The sequence below is a fragment of the Nocardia mikamii NBRC 108933 genome (assembly GCF_001613505.1).
GTDB classification, from domain to species: domain Bacteria; phylum Actinomycetota; class Actinomycetes; order Mycobacteriales; family Mycobacteriaceae; genus Nocardia; species Nocardia mikamii.
Window position 1 is genome coordinate 202,196 of the sequence record NZ_BDCM01000003.1, and the last position, 16,183, is coordinate 218,378.

The 16,183-nt window shown below is 69.2% G+C and carries 15 protein-coding genes, 1 pseudogene and 1 riboswitch; of the genes and pseudogenes, 8 read left to right on the forward strand and 8 right to left on the reverse strand.

Annotated features, from left to right (window positions below; translation table 11 throughout):
- Positions 1 to 185 precede the first annotated feature (185 nt).
- Positions 186 to 894, reverse strand: a pseudogene (locus NMI01S_RS35755) (DUF3027 domain-containing protein); the annotation flags it as partial.
- A gap of 47 nt (positions 895 to 941) precedes the next feature.
- On the opposite strand from NMI01S_RS35755, the gene NMI01S_RS02435 reads away from it, so the two are divergent.
- The 3 genes from NMI01S_RS02435 (at position 942) to NMI01S_RS02445 (ending at position 4,102) form a co-directional block, all read left to right on the forward strand.
- A complete protein-coding gene (locus NMI01S_RS02435; RefSeq protein WP_062994379.1) occupies positions 942 to 1,721 on the forward strand; it encodes a glutaminyl-peptide cyclotransferase in 780 nt (259 codons plus the stop codon).
- Positions 1,722 to 1,811: 90 nt separating this feature from the next.
- Complete coding sequence (locus NMI01S_RS02440; RefSeq protein ID WP_062994380.1) at positions 1,812 to 3,566, forward strand: MFS transporter; 1,755 nt, start codon at positions 1,812 to 1,814, stop codon at positions 3,564 to 3,566.
- On the forward strand, positions 3,563 to 4,102 hold the full coding sequence (locus NMI01S_RS02445) for a DUF2771 domain-containing protein (RefSeq protein ID WP_036497932.1): 540 nt from the start codon (positions 3,563 to 3,565) through the stop codon (positions 4,100 to 4,102). The genes NMI01S_RS02440 and NMI01S_RS02445 overlap by 4 nt, the downstream gene beginning before the upstream one ends.
- A gap of 34 nt (positions 4,103 to 4,136) precedes the next feature.
- Here the strand turns inward: NMI01S_RS02445 and NMI01S_RS02450 are convergent, their stop codons facing one another.
- On the reverse strand, positions 4,137 to 4,565 hold the full coding sequence (locus NMI01S_RS02450) for a cold-shock protein (RefSeq protein ID WP_174372251.1): 429 nt from the start codon (positions 4,563 to 4,565) through the stop codon (positions 4,137 to 4,139).
- Between the two features lie 207 nt (positions 4,566 to 4,772).
- Here NMI01S_RS02450 and NMI01S_RS02455 point away from each other — a divergent pair, with 207 nt between their 5' ends.
- Positions 4,773 to 5,006 carry a hypothetical protein gene (locus NMI01S_RS02455; RefSeq protein WP_062994381.1) on the forward strand — a complete coding sequence of 78 codons (234 nt, stop codon included), beginning with the start codon at positions 4,773 to 4,775 and terminating at the stop codon, positions 5,004 to 5,006.
- Positions 5,007 to 5,269: 263 nt separating this feature from the next.
- Positions 5,270 to 5,480, forward strand: a riboswitch (cyclic di-AMP (ydaO/yuaA leader).
- Between the two features lie 9 nt (positions 5,481 to 5,489).
- Positions 5,490 to 6,131 carry a resuscitation-promoting factor Rpf1 domain-containing protein gene (locus tag NMI01S_RS02460; protein ID WP_062994382.1) on the forward strand — a complete coding sequence of 214 codons (642 nt, stop codon included), beginning with the start codon at positions 5,490 to 5,492 and terminating at the stop codon, positions 6,129 to 6,131.
- A 156-nt stretch (positions 6,132 to 6,287) separates the two neighbouring features.
- On the opposite strand, the gene NMI01S_RS02465 is transcribed toward NMI01S_RS02460, so the two are convergent.
- The gene (locus NMI01S_RS02465; RefSeq protein ID WP_030513263.1) at positions 6,288 to 6,476 is read right to left on the reverse strand and encodes a hypothetical protein; all 189 of its coding nucleotides are present in this window, start codon (positions 6,474 to 6,476) and stop codon (positions 6,288 to 6,290) included.
- Between the two features lie 41 nt (positions 6,477 to 6,517).
- Between NMI01S_RS02465 and NMI01S_RS02470 the strand changes: the two genes are divergently transcribed.
- Positions 6,518 to 8,872, forward strand: coding sequence for a helicase-associated domain-containing protein (locus NMI01S_RS02470; protein ID WP_062994734.1), 2,355 nt, complete (start codon positions 6,518 to 6,520; stop codon positions 8,870 to 8,872).
- A 39-nt stretch (positions 8,873 to 8,911) separates the two neighbouring features.
- On the opposite strand, the gene NMI01S_RS02475 is transcribed toward NMI01S_RS02470, so the two are convergent.
- Entirely contained in the window at positions 8,912 to 9,430 is a 519-nt protein-coding gene (locus NMI01S_RS02475; RefSeq protein WP_157126014.1) for an LppU/SCO3897 family protein, read from the reverse strand.
- 276 nt (positions 9,431 to 9,706) lie between these two features.
- On the opposite strand from NMI01S_RS02475, the gene NMI01S_RS02480 reads away from it, so the two are divergent.
- Positions 9,707 to 10,495, forward strand: coding sequence for a hypothetical protein (locus NMI01S_RS02480; RefSeq protein WP_062994383.1), 789 nt, complete (start codon positions 9,707 to 9,709; stop codon positions 10,493 to 10,495).
- A gap of 31 nt (positions 10,496 to 10,526) precedes the next feature.
- On the opposite strand, the gene NMI01S_RS02485 is transcribed toward NMI01S_RS02480, so the two are convergent.
- The 4 genes from NMI01S_RS02485 to NMI01S_RS02500 form a co-directional block, all read right to left on the reverse strand.
- Positions 10,527 to 11,957: a M1 family metallopeptidase gene (locus NMI01S_RS02485; protein WP_084512192.1), complete on the reverse strand. Its 1,431-nt coding sequence runs from the start codon at positions 11,955 to 11,957 to the stop codon at positions 10,527 to 10,529.
- 86 nt (positions 11,958 to 12,043) lie between these two features.
- Positions 12,044 to 12,709: a DUF3239 domain-containing protein gene (locus NMI01S_RS02490; RefSeq protein WP_062994384.1), complete on the reverse strand. Its 666-nt coding sequence runs from the start codon at positions 12,707 to 12,709 to the stop codon at positions 12,044 to 12,046.
- A 67-nt stretch (positions 12,710 to 12,776) separates the two neighbouring features.
- On the reverse strand, positions 12,777 to 14,435 hold the full coding sequence (locus tag NMI01S_RS02495; RefSeq protein WP_039776139.1) for a DNA repair helicase XPB: 1,659 nt from the start codon (positions 14,433 to 14,435) through the stop codon (positions 12,777 to 12,779).
- 144 nt (positions 14,436 to 14,579) lie between these two features.
- Positions 14,580 to 15,170 (reverse strand): GNAT family N-acetyltransferase, encoded by a 591-nt coding sequence (locus NMI01S_RS02500; protein WP_062994385.1) that lies wholly within the window; start codon positions 15,168 to 15,170, stop codon positions 14,580 to 14,582.
- A 66-nt stretch (positions 15,171 to 15,236) separates the two neighbouring features.
- On the opposite strand from NMI01S_RS02500, the gene NMI01S_RS02505 reads away from it, so the two are divergent.
- A complete protein-coding gene (locus tag NMI01S_RS02505; protein ID WP_062994386.1) occupies positions 15,237 to 16,178 on the forward strand; it encodes a sigma-70 family RNA polymerase sigma factor in 942 nt (313 codons plus the stop codon).
- Positions 16,179 to 16,183 lie beyond the last annotated feature (5 nt).

The window sequence follows — 16,183 nt, forward strand, 5'->3', positions numbered from 1 at the left end:
GTCGGCGGACGACACCTCGGCGGCGGTTTCGCCGGGGCTCGACGGCGATTCGCCCGCGGCGGCACCTTCATCGACCGATGCGTCCCGAACGGCCGCCTCCGACGCTGCGGGCGTGTCTGCGCCGGCGGGTGCGTCCGCTGTCGTCTCCGCTTCGCCGGCCCCGTCCCGCGCGGTCAATTCCTCGGCGGGGACGACCTCGATCGCCGCATCGTCGTAGGCCTCGTAGAGCGGGGAGCCGGCACCGGTGGGCATCTCGGTGTCGGAGTGGGCGCCGCAGCCGTATTCGACGTGGACCACCCGGCCGTCGGCGCCCATCGCGTTGGCGCAGACGCCGAAGGCGGCGCGCAGGGCGCCGGCGAGGGGCACGAAGAAGCCGCAGACTCCGCAGGTTCCAGGGGCCGAACGCGCCATCTCGGTGTCGGGACCGAATTCGGAGTACCAGCGCTCGGCGGCCTCCACTCGGCCCTCGCGGCTGAGGACCTGGCGGCGGCCGAGGCCGATCTCCTCACACACCTCGTCGACCACCGGGTCGCCGGTCTCCAGATATCCGGGCACCAGGCGCGGATCGTCGACGCGCGGGGCGAGCAGATCGCCGGGGGCCAGATCCCCGGGGCGGATACGCTGATCCCACGGCACGAAGTCCGGCGCCACCAGGGCGTCGGGCCCGGGCAGCAGGGCGGACTCGCTGACCGTCGCGTACTCGGCATCGGGCGCGGCCGCGACCACGACCTCCCACTGCCAGCCGCGGTACCCCGGCAGGGTCGCCGCGAAGTGATGGGTGGCCGCACACTCGTTCTCGCCGGTGACGCCCAGATGTTCGCCCACACCCGTGGGCTGCAACTCCAGGAGCGCACGGCGAGCCAGGTCGACCGCCCCCGCCAGGATCGGTCGCACACCGGACTCCGAAACAGACACTGCGCTCACGTCCTACATTTTGCCGTATGAAACGCCAACGCCGTGCGGCGGCCGCAGCAGTGCTGATCGCGGCGGCCACAATGCTGTCCGCCACGGCCTGTGAGCGCGACGACAACACCGCGCGCCTGCGGGTCGAAGTGGTCGCCACCCGGCCGCACGACCGCGCCGCGTTCACCGAGGGACTCGAGGTCGACGGCCCGGTTCTCTACGAGAGCACCGGGATGGAAGGCGACTCCGGAGTGCGGGCCACCGATCTCGCCACCGGCGCGCCGATCGCCGCCGCGACGCTCTCCGACGACTACTTCGGCGAGGGCGTCACCCGCGCCGGGGACACCGTCTGGCAACTCACCTGGAAGGACGAGACCGCCTTCGCCCGCGATCCGCGCACACTCGCCGAACGCCGCCGCGTCCACTACGACGGCGAAGGCTGGGGCCTGTGCACCCGCGGCGACCGCGTGGTGATGAGCAACGGCAGCGACACCCTCACCTTCCGCGACCCCGCCACCTTCGCGACGACCGGCACGATCCGGCTCACCAGCCATCACGACGCCCGGCTCAACGAACTCGATTGCGCCGCAGACGGTTCGATCTACGCCAACGTCTGGCCGACCGATCAGATCCTGCACATCGATCCCGTCAGCGGCGCGGTACTGGCCGAGATCGAGGCCGGCGGCCTGCTGCGCCCCACCGAGCGCACGGGAGCCGACGTCCTCAACGGCATCGCCCAGATCCCCGGCACCGACCGCTTCCTGATCACCGGAAAATACTGGCCCACCATGTTCGAGGTCCGATTCGTCCCGATGTGAGCGCGACGGTCGCCATGACGGCGACCGACACGCATCGGATCACAGCCCGGCCGATGTCCACGCGTCGGCCGAGTGCGAGAGAATCGAATCGTGACTGCCTCCCGCGAACCCTCCGGCACCGAACCCGGTCCGCGGGACGGCGAGGAGTATCCCGCTACCCGGCGGCATCCCGGCTACGACCGGTACCCGCCGCCGAACGCCCCGTCGTCCGCGCCGCTGCCTCCGCTACCTCGCCGCAATGGTGAACCGGACGTGCCCGAATTCGTGACCCGGCGCATGGCGTCGGGCGAACCGCCGCGGGCACTCCCCCCGCGCGGATCGCACGGCGACGACCGTTCCGGCGAGGCGGCCGAGGCCCCGGGCGCCGAGGCCCCGAGCGCGCCCGAGCGTCCCCGGCCCAAGGACGCGAAAATCGCCGAACGTCAACGTGTCCCTCGCAAGATGACGGTGACGCGGGTGATGGCGATGCGCACCAGGCACCTCACCGAGAAGGGTTTCCACACCTTCCAGCGCGCGGCGCGGGCCGACGGCGCCGGCGAATCCGGGCTCACCGCACTCGTTTACGCGACGATGGCCAACTTCGCCCTCGACGCCGCGATCGCGGTGGCGCTGGCCAACACGCTGTTCTTCGCCAGTGCCACCGCCGAATCCAAGACCAAGGTGGCGCTGTATCTGCTGATCACCATCGCGCCGTTCGCGGTCATCGCGCCGCTGATCGGCCCGCTGCTGGACCGGCTGCAACGCGGGCGCAGACTCGCACTGTCGGCCTCGTTCGCGATCCGGGTGGTCTTCGCGATCCTGCTGATCTTCAATTTCGACAGCTGGGCGCTGTACCCGCTGGCGCTGTGCATGATGATCTCGAGTAAATCGTTCGCGGTCCTCAAGAGCGCGGTGACGCCACGGGTGCTGCCGCCCGGTATCGATCTGGTCCGCACCAATTCCCGGCTCACCGTATTCGGCCTGGTCGGCGGGACGCTCGGCGCGGGCGCGGTGGCCGGAGCGGTCGCCGCGGTGGCCGGGTCCGTCGGCGCCCTGGTGTTCGCGGCGCTGATCGCGGCGGCCGGGGCCTATCTGAGCCTGCGCATTCCGTCCTGGGTCGAGGTCACCGAGGGCGAGGTGCCGGCGACGCTGGGCTACCACAGCCGCGACGGCGGCACCGAAGTGCTGGACCGCGGCGAGAAATCGCCGGTGAAACCGAGCCGGCGCCGGCAGCCGCTGGGCCGGTCGGTGGTCACCGGCCTGTGGGGCAACAGCGCGATCCGGGTGCTGACCGGCTTCCTCACCTTCTATGTGGCCTTCGTCGCGAAATCGACCGAACACCGCCCGGTGCAGCAGGCCGCGATGCTCGGGCTGGTCGGCGCGGCCGCGGCGATCGGCAACTTCGCCGGCAACGCGACCGGCGCCCGGCTGAAACTGGGCCGGCCGTCACTGATCGTGGTGGAGTGCACCGCGGCGTGCACCGCCGTCGCCGTCGTCGCGATGCTGCTCGACAATCTGATCGGCGCCGCGGTCGCCGCGCTGGTGGCGGCCTGTGCCAGCGCACTGGCCAAGGTCTCGCTGGACGCCTCGATCCAGGACGATCTGCCGCCGGAATCGATCGCCTCCGGATTCGGGCGCTCGGAAACGGTGCTGCAGCTGTCCTGGGTGGTCGGTGGCGCCGGCGGCGTGCTGCTGCCGACCGTGTACTGGGAGGGTTTCGCGGTGGTCACGGCGGTCCTGGCGTTCGGTTTGGCGCAAACCTTCGTGAGCTACCGTGGGCATTCGCTGCTCCCCGGATTGGGCGGTAACCGTCCGCAGCACGTCAAACAGGAAGTCCCCCTAGCGACAGGAAAACAGCCACAGTGACCAAGCCCAGCACCCGCACGATCCTCGCGCTGGCCCTGGCGGCAGTTCTGGTCGTCGCCGCGGCCGTCGCCGGCATCGTGGCGGTGGCGGTGCACAACGCGCACGAGGCCGATCCCACGGTCACCGCCTACGCGCACGGCAGAACCGTCACGGTTCCGCCCTATCTGTACTGCACGATCGGCGAACCGGATCCGCACGGCCGCGTCTCCCCCGACTGCAAGCGCACCGAGATCACCGCGGAACTGAATCCGCCGCTGGGCTACCCGGTGCAGCTGTCGCTACCGCGGCACATCGCCGACGCGCCCTGGGTGATGGTGCTGGAGTACCAGCAGATCGACAATCCGGGCAAGACCGTGCAGCACCTGGCGTCGTACCGGGACTACCCGCAGGGCACCCTGGCCGTGACGGTGGACAGCCATCCCGAACCGAACCTGCGCCTGATCGGCGTCGAGGTGCAGTTGCTGCTGCTCGTGCGCGACGAGGCCGGCAACGAAGCCTTCTCGCCGTATCAGGCGTGGTCGATCAAGGCCGCGTGACCGCGGTCCGCTCGCGAACGCGGTGCTCGCGAACTCAGTGATCGAGTTCGCGGGCCACCCCGCGCACCACTTCGGCGATCCGCTGCGCGGTCTTGCGATCGGGGTACTTGCCCTTGCGGAGCTCCGGCTGCACCGTCGCCTCCAGCAGGGTGATCATGTCCTCGATCATGCCGTGCAGGTCGTCGGGCGCCTTGCGCGGATGGGCCGGAGCTTCCTTGCGGACGCGGTCGTTGCGACCCTGCGCGTTGCGTACCGAGGGCAGCGGGTCCAGCAGCTTCAGGCTCAGCGCCTGCGGGCCGCGGCGACCGGCGGCCATCCCGAACTCCACGCGCTGGCCGGGCTTGAGCGCGTCGACACCCTTGGGCAAGGCGGACGACCGAACGTAGACGTCCTCGCCCTCATCCTGGGAAAGGAAGCCGAAGCCCTTGTCGACGTCGTACCACTTCACCTTGCCGGTCGGCACTGCGCTCACCCGTTCGTCATCGTTGTCCGGTACGTCCGAATCCGGCGGGACGGCGAACGACCCCGGACACGGACGTAGGTCCCGGCAGAACGCCGGAACCTATCTCTGTGCGAAAAGAACGCGCCCCACACAGCTGATGCAGGACGCGATTGGTTCGAGTCTACCCCGGTGGGGATAGGGCAAGCACATCCGTTTTACGGTGCACCCATGCCGGACTCCTCCTCGCCCCGCTCGCCCCGGGGCTCCAGCGACGTGCTGTTGCGGGTGGCCGTGGGCCTGTTCGCGGTCGGCGTGCTCGCGATCGTCGCCATTTTCCTCACGCCGATCCTGACCGACGGGGATCCGCCGCTGTGGCTGTATCTGGTGGCGATGGCGGCGACTCCGCTCGGCCTGCTGCTCGCGATCGCGTTCGCGCTCTGGTCGGGCCGGCGCGCTCGCTGAGCGTTTCCCCAACACGCCGGGCGATTACACATGTGATCTTCGTCACATAACGACGCGATAACGCCACGGTCACGACCCGCACTCGAAGGTGACACGCCGCACTCACCTGCACAGACGCGGATTCGGAAGGTCTTGCGGCACAGTACGACCGGCCATACACGCCGGTTACCAAATAGTGATTTTTCAGCCGGATCGTCGTACCGTCTATCGCAGCCGGGACATCCCGGCACCACCGGCCCGCCGCACCGAGCCTCGCCCCGCGGGTACGGACCCCGACGGAACCAGGGGCGAGGGCGGGGAACCCACGTTCCCACAGAGGTTTTCGGAGCTCAACCGGGTTTCGAAGCCTCCGCAGGGAAGCGGGAACGGCCGGCAACGACCGCTCCCTTGGGGTGAAGTCCCGGCGAGCCGGGACCGGACGGCCTCTCAGTCCGAACCCGACAGCTCACCTCGCAGGCGCGTACGAGAGGAAGACGACCCGACATGAGTGGACGCCATCGCAAGCAGACCAACACCGGTCGCACCGTCGCCAAGGTCGCTGTTTCCACCGCGATCATGGGTGGCGCGGGTGTGGCTCTCGCTGGACACGCCGCCGCGGCTCCCGATTCGGAGTGGGACCGCCTCGCACAGTGTGAATCCGGTGGTAACTGGGGCATCAACACCGGCAACGGCTACCAGGGCGGTTTGCAGTTCTCGCAGTCGACGTGGGCCGCTCACGGCGGCACGCAGTACGCTCCGTCGGCCAATCAGGCCAGCCGCGACCAGCAGATCGCGGTCGCCGAGAAGGTGCTCGCGACCCAGGGTTGGGGCGCGTGGCCTTCCTGCTCCTCCAGCCTCGGCCTGCACGGCAGCGCGACTCAGCGCGACGTGCCCGCCTCTCCCGCCCAGTCTCCGCGCTGGCAGCCGCTTGCCCCCGAGAGCGAGGCCTCGACCCAGGCCCCGGCCGACGGCAACCAGCAGGTGTTCTCCGCCGTCGACAAGGCCGTCACCGTCGCACAGGGGCAGGGCGTGCAGCTGCCGCAGCCGGCGCTCGACGCGTACAACGCCTTCAAAGCCAGTGGCGCCAAGCTGGATCCGTCGATCGTGAACTTCTACGAGGCGAACAAGGGCCTGCTGCCCAACTAGACCACTCACATCGTTTCCCCCTGCAAGAGAAGCCCGCATCTCGCGATGCGGGCCTTCTCTGCGTAACGAGGCGGCGAACTCCGCGCGCCCGAGGAGACCTCGGATACGAAGAAGGCCCGCACTCCTACCGGAACGCGGGCCTTCTTCGTGTTCGCGTCAGCGGTTGACCACCGTGTGCGGATGCACGTAGGGCAGGGTGTCAGCCGGCACCGGGAACTCGGTGTCCTCGCCGTAGGGCGACAGTCCACCGGAACGGGTCGACGACAATTCGGTGACCGCGTGGTCACCGTGGTCCACCTGGGGCCAGCCGTTGTCGACGTAGGGTTTCTTCGATTTGTTCACCACGGCCTCATTCTGGCATGTTCGCTCGCCGTAGTCTGGATTGGATGACCACGACCGATGCCCGAGCCTCCGACGACGGCGCCGGGACGCATTCCGGGGCCGACGCCGGACCCGCCGAGCTCGGCACACTCACCGACTGGCTGAGCTCCCGCGACGACGACGATCTCGTCCGGCTGCTGGGTTTGCGCCCCGATCTCGCCGTGCCGTTGCCCGGTTCGATGACCGTATTGGCCGCCCGCGCGGAACAGCGGGCGTCGGTACTGCGCGCCGCCGACGATCTGAACACACTCGAGTTCGCCGTGATCGAAACCCTCGCCGCGCACAACGCATTCGGCGGCGGCCGCCAGGAGCGACCGCTGCCTCGCGGGCGCCTGCACGAACTGCTCGCCGATCGGGTCCCCGCCGCGGCCGTCGACACCGCGCTCGCGCGCCTGATCGAGCGCGCGCTGGTGTGGGGCACCGACGATCTGTTCGTCGTCGCCGCCGCGCCCGAGGCACTGCCGTGGCAGATGGGCGCCACCACGGAACTCCCCGACGCACTGACCGAACCCGAGATCGAGGCGGCGCTGCGCGAGATCGGCGGCGCGGAACGCGCTCTGCTCGACAAGCTGGCGGCCACCGGCCCCCGCGGCCGCACCCGCGACGCCGCGCCCGGCACCGATCCGGAGCGGCCCATCCCACGGCTGCTGGCCCGCCGGCTCCTGATCTGGATCGACGACGAGACGGTCGAGCTCCCGTCGGCTGTCGGCCAGGTGCTGCGGCGCGAGCCGGTCACCGATCCCCATGTCCTCACACCGCCGCAGCCGCAGACCCGCGAGCACTCCGTCGCCGATGTGAACGCCGCGGCCGCCGGTGAGGTCGGCGAGTTGCTGCGCCACGCCGGCGACATCCTCGAGGTTCTCTCCCAGTTGCCGGCGCCGGTGCTGCGGGCGGGCGGCCTGGGTGTGCGGGAACTGCGGCGCATCGCCAAACAGACCGGACTCGACGAGACCCGGGTAGGGCTGCTCGTGGAGGTGCTGGCGGCAGCCCGGCTGCTGGACAAGGGAATTCCCGAGCCCGCACCGGACAACGACGCCGGAGAGGACTACTGGGCGCCCACCATCGCCTCGGACGGCTGGCTGGAGGGCCCCGCGGCGCGCCGATGGGCGGTGCTCGCGCATGCCTGGCTGGAGTTGGACCGATTCCCCTGGATGATCGGCCTGCGCGATGTGAACGACAAACCGCTGGCCGCCCTCTCGGCCGAGCTGCGCACGGCACACGCGGTCCCCGATCGGCGCGCGATTCTGTCGGTGACCGCGGAGTTCCCGCCGGGTACGGCGATCACGGCCGCCGATGTGGCGCGCGTGCTCAGTTGGCGAATGCCGCGGCGGCGCAGACATTTCCGCATCGAGGCGGTCGAGCGCACGCTGTCGGAGGCGGCGGCGCTGGGCATCGTCGGCCGCGGCGCGCTGACCTCCGCGGGCCGGGCGCTGCTGCACGGTACCGTCGCCGACGCCGAGGCCGAAATGGACGCGGCGCTGCCCGAGCCGGTCGATCACGTGCTCGTCCAAGCCGATCTGACCGTGGTCGCCCCGGGACCGCTCGTGCCGGACCTGCGGGAGCGCATCGCCCTGGTCGCCGATATCGAATCCGCGGGCGCGGCCACCGTCTACCGCATCGGCGAAGGATCGGTGCGGCGCGCGCTCGACGCCGGCATGACCGCCGCCGAACTGCATCAGCTGTTCACCGCCCATTCGCGGACTCCGGTCCCGCAATCGCTGACGTACCTGATCGACGATGTGGCACGCCGGCACGGACGCTTGCGTGCCGGGATGGCGCAATCGTTCGTGCGCAGTGACGATCCGGCGCTGCTGGCCGAGGTGCTGGCCGCACCCGTGGCAGCAGAGCTGGCGCTGCGGGCCGTCGCACCGACGGTGGCGATCTCGCAGGCGCCGCTGGGCGAGGTGCTGGAGCGGCTGCGCGCGGCGGGTTTCAGCCCGGCCGGCGAGGATTCGTCGGGGGCGCTCGTGGATCTGCGCCCGCGCGGGGCGCGGCTGTCCACCCGTCCGAACGAACGCCACGCCTGGCGGCCCACTCCGCCCAGTGCCGAACAGTTGCGGCTGCTGGTGGGCGAACTACGCGCCGGGGAGAAGGCCGCCCGCAGCCGGTCCGGCCAGCGCGTACGCAGCGACGGCACCCGCACGAGTACCGCGGCCGCGCTGGCGCTGCTGCAACTGGCGGTGCGGGTGCGCCGCCCGGTGCACATCGGTTATGTCGACGCCCAGGGCGTGGCCACCCAGCGCATCGTGGAACCGGTGCGGGTGGCCGGCGGTCAGCTGGATGCGACCGATCCGGACACCGGCGCGATCCGGCACTTCACCTTGCACCGGATCGCGTCGGTGGCGCTGGTCGAGTCGTGACCCGCGGCTGAAAGCGGGCCCGAACTCCGACAGCGGGGGTCAACTCTTGGGGTTGGCCAGACAGAACGTGGTCTTCGGCTCCGAGAGCGTCAGGAAGGTCGAATTCGCGTCGCACAGGAATTCGTCGTTCTGACCGTCGACCCGCTTCACGACCTTGACCGTCGCCTCCGCCGAGTCGCACTCGGCGTAGGAGTATCCGGTCGTCTTGTCCTCGTGATAGCAGCTGCCCTGTTTGAGATTGGGCGCCAGGCACAGGAACGCGGTGGTACCGCCGTTGAAGGTCTCCTCGTACGAGGAGTATTCGGTCCCGCAGTCCTGCTTCTTGTCGGAGGTCGATTTCACCGTGTAGACGGCCTTGGCCGAGGAGCAGTCCACCGGCTCGGTCTCGGAATCTGCGGGCGATCCCTCCAGCACATTGATGCAGTCACCGACCTTCGCGCGGGCGGTATCGGATTTTGCCGCATCGGAAAACATCGAACAGCCGGTCACAGTCAGGGCGGCGACCGCCATGAGCGCCAGCACGAGACCCTTGACCGGTCTCGGTCCTGCGAACTTCACCTACGAAAACCTTTCTCGCCGAGCCGCTCACCTATGGCGAACGTGGTGGGGAGGATACCCGCCCGCCCTGCCGGGCGGGTCCTGCCTCACATGTGCAGCGAGTGCAGGCCGTACAGACCCATCAGCGAATAGTCCACGATGCTGGGCAGCAGGTGGTTGAGTAGCAGGAGCCCGAAATAATTCACGATCCGATACACCTTTCGACAATCCGCGAGTGCAGCCGCACACGCGTGATCTGTAGTCGATATCCTCGCCCGAATCGTTACGCTCTGCAGCATGAAGCTCGAGCAGAAAACCGCAGAGCTCTATGCCCTCGACCCCGGCGAATTCGTGGCCGCCCGTGACGAAGCGGCCCGCACCGCGCGCGCGAACGGCGATAAACAGCTGGCCACGGCGATATCGCGGCTGCGGCGCCCGACCGTCGCGGCGTGGGCGGTGAATCTGCTGGCGCACAAGGCAACCCAGGAATTGGGGGCACTGCTGGATCTCGGCGAGGCGTTGCGCGAAGCGCAACGGACACTGTCGGCCGATCGGATGCGCGCCCTGGCCGACCAACGCCGCAAGGCGGTGAACGCGTTGACGGACAAGGCCGCTCGCCTCGCCTCCGACGCCGGGAAGAATCTCACCGAACCGGTGTTGCGCGCGGTCGCGCAGACTCTCAATGCGGCACTGGCGGATCCGGAGGTCACCGACCAGGTCCGTGCCGGCGTGCTGGCCGCCGCGGTCGACTACGCCGGTTTCGGCCCGGCCGGGCCCGCCTTGGCTGCTGTCCCGGACGAGGAGGCCGAGGAACCTGCCGACACCGGCGCCGATGCGGCTGCTGCCGCCCGGGAAGCTCTGGAAGACGCTCGCGCAGAACGAGATTCGACGGCTGCCGACCTCGAGCGGCAACGCTCCGACGTGGCCGCCCTGGACGAGCGGATCACCGCGCTGCGCGACGAACTCGCGCGGACCGAGGAATCCCGCCGATTCGCCGCCGCGGGGGTGGAATCCGCGGAAGCGGCGTTGCGACGAGCCGACGCGGACCTCGAGCAGGCGCGGCGACGCGTGGACGAGGTGCGCTGAGAGCCGCGAAAACCCTTGCCGCCGAGAATGTTCAGCCGCGCAGCGAACCCGGGTACAGGTACTGGTCCGGCGGCGGCGCGGTGGTATCGAGCCAGGCGGTGAAGAATCCGCTCAGATCCGTCGCGGTCTTCGTTTGGATGAAGCTACGGAATTCCGGCATGGACGCGTTGCCGTAGGCATGTGACCGCACGAATTGCGCCACGGCGGGAAAGAACACGTCGTCACCGAGTTCGTGGCGCAGGGCGTGCAGAAACAGCGGGCCCCGTGAATACACCGTGGTGAATTCGTTTCCGGCCCCGGGGTTTTGCAGCGGAATCTCCCAGTACCCCGGATTGTCGAGGGTTTTGGCGATGGTGCGGCGATAGAGGGTGTCCACATCCTTGCCCTCTTTCCGCTCCGGCCACAGATAATCGGCGGTATAGCTGGCGAAGCATTCGTTCAGGCAGATATCCGACCAGTTCCGCACCGACATCGAATCGCCCCACCACTGATGGGTGTTCTCGTGGACGACGGTGTCGAGATCGGTCCACGGCGCGTAGATGGGCCGGGTCTGGGTCTCCAGCGAGAAGTGCAGATCGGTGTCGACGTAGATACCGCCGCCGCTCTCGAACGGATAGGGGCCGTACAGGGATTCGAGGAAATCGAGCACCTCCGGCAGCCGCTGCTCGAGCGTCCTGCCCCTGTCCGCCCCCGGCGCGAAGGCGCTGATCAGCGGAGTGCCGTTCGCGCGGCGTTGTTCGAGGAAATCGAAGTGGTCGATCGCGACCGTGGTGAGATAGCCGATCGACGGATGGCTCGAACTCCACTGCACCGTGCGCTTGTCCCCGGCGACGGTATCGCTGATCCGCAGGCCGTTCGACACCGCTTGCCATTCCTGCGGAATAGTCACCTGTAGATCGAAGGTCGCCTTGTCCACCGGGGTGTCGTTGAGCGGGTACCAGGTGGTCGCCGAATGCGGTTCACCGGCGGCGAAGGCGCCGCCGCTCGGCGAGATCGTCCAGCCGGAATCGGGATCGTCGGATTCGGTGCCCGCGTAGTCGACGGTCACCGTGAACGGCAGCCCGGGCAACACCGGCAGCGCCGGGGTGACGGTCAGTTCGTGTTCACCACCGGTGGTGAAGCCCGCCGGCAGATTGTTCACCGACACCTTCGCGACCGCGGGTCCGGCGTAGTCGAGGTTGAACGCGCGCAGCGGCTGGGTCGCCACCGCGTCGATCCGCGCCTTGCCGGTGAGATGCCTGCTCGGTGGGTCGTAATCGATGGCGACGTCGTAGTGCTGCACGTCGTAGCCGCCGTTGCCGTCATCGGGATAGTAGGGGTCGCCGAGGCCGGACGATCCGGTGAACGGATCGGCGGCGGGCTGGGCCTGCGCCGGCACCGGCTGCACCTGGGCCGGGAGCACCAGCGCCACCCCGCACAACGCTCCCGCCGTGAGACACCGTGCCCAGGCATGCGACTTCATCGACCCTCCACCCCTTTCGCGGCACGGCGTGCCGACCAACCGACGATGCTAGTCGGCCCCGCTGCACACCGGAGCCGCCACACGCGTCAACCGCGCAGTTCCTCGGGCAGCTGTTGCGGATCCAGCAGCAGCCGCCGGGAGTCGACCCGTCCCACCTTCTCGGCGAGGCCGAGATTGTCGGCCAGCAATTTCCACTCCACATCGCTGATCGCGGCGCGGGCGCGCTCGATCACGCCGATGTCGCGGGTGCCCCACGCGATGGGCATGGCGCTCACCGGCTGGCGCAGATCGCCGACCGAGCGCGGCGCCCGATCGGCTCGCACGGTCACCGCCGGTACCTGTTCCCCGGCGTCGGTCTCGTGCCCCGGCAGCGCGCGCACCACGCGGGTGATCAGCGCGTAGCGGGGCACGGCCCCGGGCTTGGCGAGGTTCACCAGCGCGAGCAGGGTGATCCCTTTCGGGTGCCGCCCCGAGACGACGGCCGGAACCAGCTCGCCCTCGGCGTACAACTTCTCGATGCGCGAGCGGTACGGCGTCCACAGCGCGACGAACAGCGCGGTGATGGTCGCCAACGCGAAGGCCACCGCCAGCAGGAACGAGTACGGGTGATTCAGCCAGATCAGCCCAGCGGTGCCGAGACCGAGCACGATGGCCGCGGTGAAGGCCAGTATCCGCAGCCGCCGGATATCGCGGACGACTTCGTTCACCGCCCGGGCATGTTCGCGGTCGACCGCGAATTCGAAGCGTCGCACGTCTCAAATCCTTACATCTGTCCGGCAGCGGTAACCCAGCGGCGCCACCACGGCCGACCGGCCGCGCCTACCCGATCGCCGGGCCCAGCAGGTCGTCCGCATCGGTGATGCGATAGGCATACCCCTGTTCGGCAAGGAAACGCTGGCGGTGGGCCGCGTATTCGGCATCCAGCGTGTCACGTGCCACCACCGAGTAGAAGTGCGCCTGACCGCCGTCGGATTTCGGGCGCAGCAACCGGCCCAGGCGCTGGGCCTCCTCCTGACGGGAACCGAAAGTGCCCGAAACCTGAACGGCCACGGACGCTTCCGGCAGATCGATGGAGAAGTTCGCCACCTTGCTGACCACGAGAACCGGAATTTCGCCGTTGCGGAACGCGTCGAACAGCGCCTCGCGCTCCTTGGTCCGTGTCGAGCCCTGGATGACCGGAGCGTTGAGATGTTCGCCGAGTTCGTCGAGCTGGTCGAGATAGGCCCCGATCACCAGGCTGGGCGCATCGCGGTGCCGGGCCAGGATGGATTCGACGACGGGGAGCTTCGTGCGCGCGGTGGAGCAGAGCTTGTAGCGCTCCTCCGGTTCGGCGGTGGCGTAGGCCATGCGTTCGGCTTCGGTGAGCGTGACCCGCACCTCGATGCAGTCGGCCGGCGCGATCCAGCCCTGCGCCTCGATGTCCTTCCACGGCGCGTCGTAGCGTTTCGGGCCGATCAGCGAGAACACGTCACCCTCGCGGCCGTCCTCGCGCACCAGCGTCGCGGTGAGCCCGAGCCGGCGCCGGGACTGCAGATCCGCGGTCATCCGGAACACGGGGGCGGGCAGCAGGTGGACCTCGTCGTAGATGACCAGGCCCCAGTCGCGGCTGTCGAACAGTTCCAGGTGTTTGTATTCGCCCTTGGTCTTGCGGGTGATCACCTGATAGGTGGCGATGGTGACCGGGCGGATCTCCTTGCGCTCGCCGGAGTACTCCCCGATCTCGTCCTCGGTCAGCGAGGTGCGCGCGAGCAGTTCCCGCTTCCACTGCCTACCGGCCACGGTGTTGGTGACCAGGATCAGCGTCGTCGCCTGGGCCTTGGCCATCGCGGCGGCGCCGACCATCGTCTTGCCCGCGCCGCAGGGCAGCACCACCACACCGGAACCGCCGGCCCAGAACGAATCGGCGGCCAGCTCCTGATAGTCGCGCAGATGCCATTCGTGGGTGCCGAAGTCCAGATCGATGCGATGGGCCTCGCCGTCGACGTATCCGGCGAGGTCCTCGGCCGGCCACCCGACCTTCAGCAGCATCTGTTTGATCCGACCGCGCTCGGAGGGGTGCACGACGACCGTGTCGTCGTCGATGCGGGCGCCGAGCATCGGCTGAATCTTCTTGTGCCGCAACACCTCTTCCAGCACAGCACGATCCAGGCTGACCAGCACCAGCCCATGCGCGGGATGTTTGACCAGTTGCAATCGCCCGTAGCGGGCCATGGTCTCGACGACGTCGACCAGCAGCGGCTGCGGCACCGCGTAGCGCGAATAGTTGACCAGCGCGTCGACGACCTGTTCGGCGTCGTGCCCCGCCGCCCGCGCGTTCCACAGCGCCAGCGGTGTCACCCGGTAGGTGTGCACGTGCTCGGGTGCGCGTTCGAGTTCGGCGAACGGCGCGATCGCCTGCCGGGCCGCATCGGCCTGCTCGTGATCCACCTCGAGCAGCAGGGTTTTGTCGCTCTGCACGATGAGCGGTCCGTCCGTCACGGCACCTCCTCCAGATTCTCGGGTCGGCCCCCTGCGCTCGGGGAATACGTCCCACATTGTTGCCGGACCCCCCGACAAACCTTCATCAACCCTACGCGAGCTGGGCAGATGTTCGCTGTGAGCGCACTCGCACCCGGAAGCGGCTCAGCGTGCCGATCCGGGCCCGCGCAGGGGCGGCCAGTCGGTGGCCGGCCGCGGCGGATCACCGGCCAGCCGCCCGGCGATCCAGGAATCCCTGCGCACGCCGCGCTGCACGCCGGCCCCGCGTAGCAGACCTTCGTAATGGAAGCCGGTCCGCCGCACCACCGCGGCGGAGGCGAGGTTGCCGACGAACGCCCGCCACTCGATGCGGCTCAGGCCGAGCCCGTCGGCGGCGAAACCGAAATCACAGACCAGCCCGACGCTGCGGGTCATCAACCCGCGCCCGCGCACCTCGGCGCTGAGCCAGAAGCCGATCTCGGCGGCCCCGGGCTGCGAGCCGGCTTCCAGGCCGACCATGCCGGCCACCGGCCCGTCCGCCGCCGTGCGCACGGCCCAGACCGGACTGTGGGCCGCCCACCCGGGCGCGACGATATCGGTCAGGAATCCCACGGCGTCGGCCCGCCGATACGGCACCGGCACCGTCGTCCACTCCGGAATCGACGGCTGCCGGCAGCAGGCGACGATCGCGTCGATATCGGCCTCGCGCGGGCGCGACAACCACACCGTCTCGTCGGTCAGTACACAGTCCTCCACCGCTTCATGCTGGCACGCAACCCTGCGGTGGCCCAGCGGATTTCCGGCGACCGTAGAATCGGGCCAATGGTTGCCGCGTTGCTCGCCGATCTGTTCGAATCCCATCGGCCGCATCTGCTGTCGGTGGGTTACCGGCTGACCGGCAGCGTGGCCGACGCCGAGGACGCGGTGCAGGAGAGCTGGCTGCGACTGGCCACCGCCCACCAGTCCGAGATCGAGGACCTGCGCGCCTGGCTGACGACCGTGGTCAGCCGGATCTGCCTGGATCGGCTGCGCAGCGCCGCTGTCCGGCGGGAAAGCTATGTGGGGCAATGGCTTCCGGAGCCGATCGTCACCGCAGTGACGCCGTCGAATCTGCCGGATCCGCTGGAAACGGTGGTGCGCAAACAGGATTGCCGTTTCGCCGCGCTGGTGGTCCTCGACGCGCTGACGCCGCCGCAGCGAGTGGCCTTCGTCCTGCACGACGGGTTCTCGGTGCCGTTCGACGAGATCGCCCAACTGCTCGAGGTGACGCCGGAGGCGGCGCGGCAACTCGCGGTCCGGGCCCGGAAATCGCTGGCCGCGGCCCCGGAACCGGTGTCGGACACCGAACATCTCGCTGCCGTGCAGCGACTGCTCGAGGCGCTGTATTCCGGCGATGTGGACGCGGTCGTCGCGGCCCTGCATCCGGATTCCGTCTTCATCGGCGATACCGGCGGCACCGCGAAGACGGCCGCGCGGACGATCGTCGGCGCGGACAAGATCGCGCGGTTCGTCCTCGGGCTCATCCGGATGTATCAGGTGGACCGGGCCGAACTCTCGCCCACCGATTCCGATCGATTCGAATTCGTCGGCGTCAACGGGCAACTCGGGTTGCTGCTGCACGAGCGCGCCCCGCGCGACGGCGCGCCGGGATCACCACCGCGCGTGGTCGGCTTCACCGTCCGCGACGGATTGATCTGGGGCACTTACGATATCGCCAATCCCGCGAAGCTCGGTGGCATTCGCCTGCCCCGGGATCCGGCGTAGCCGCC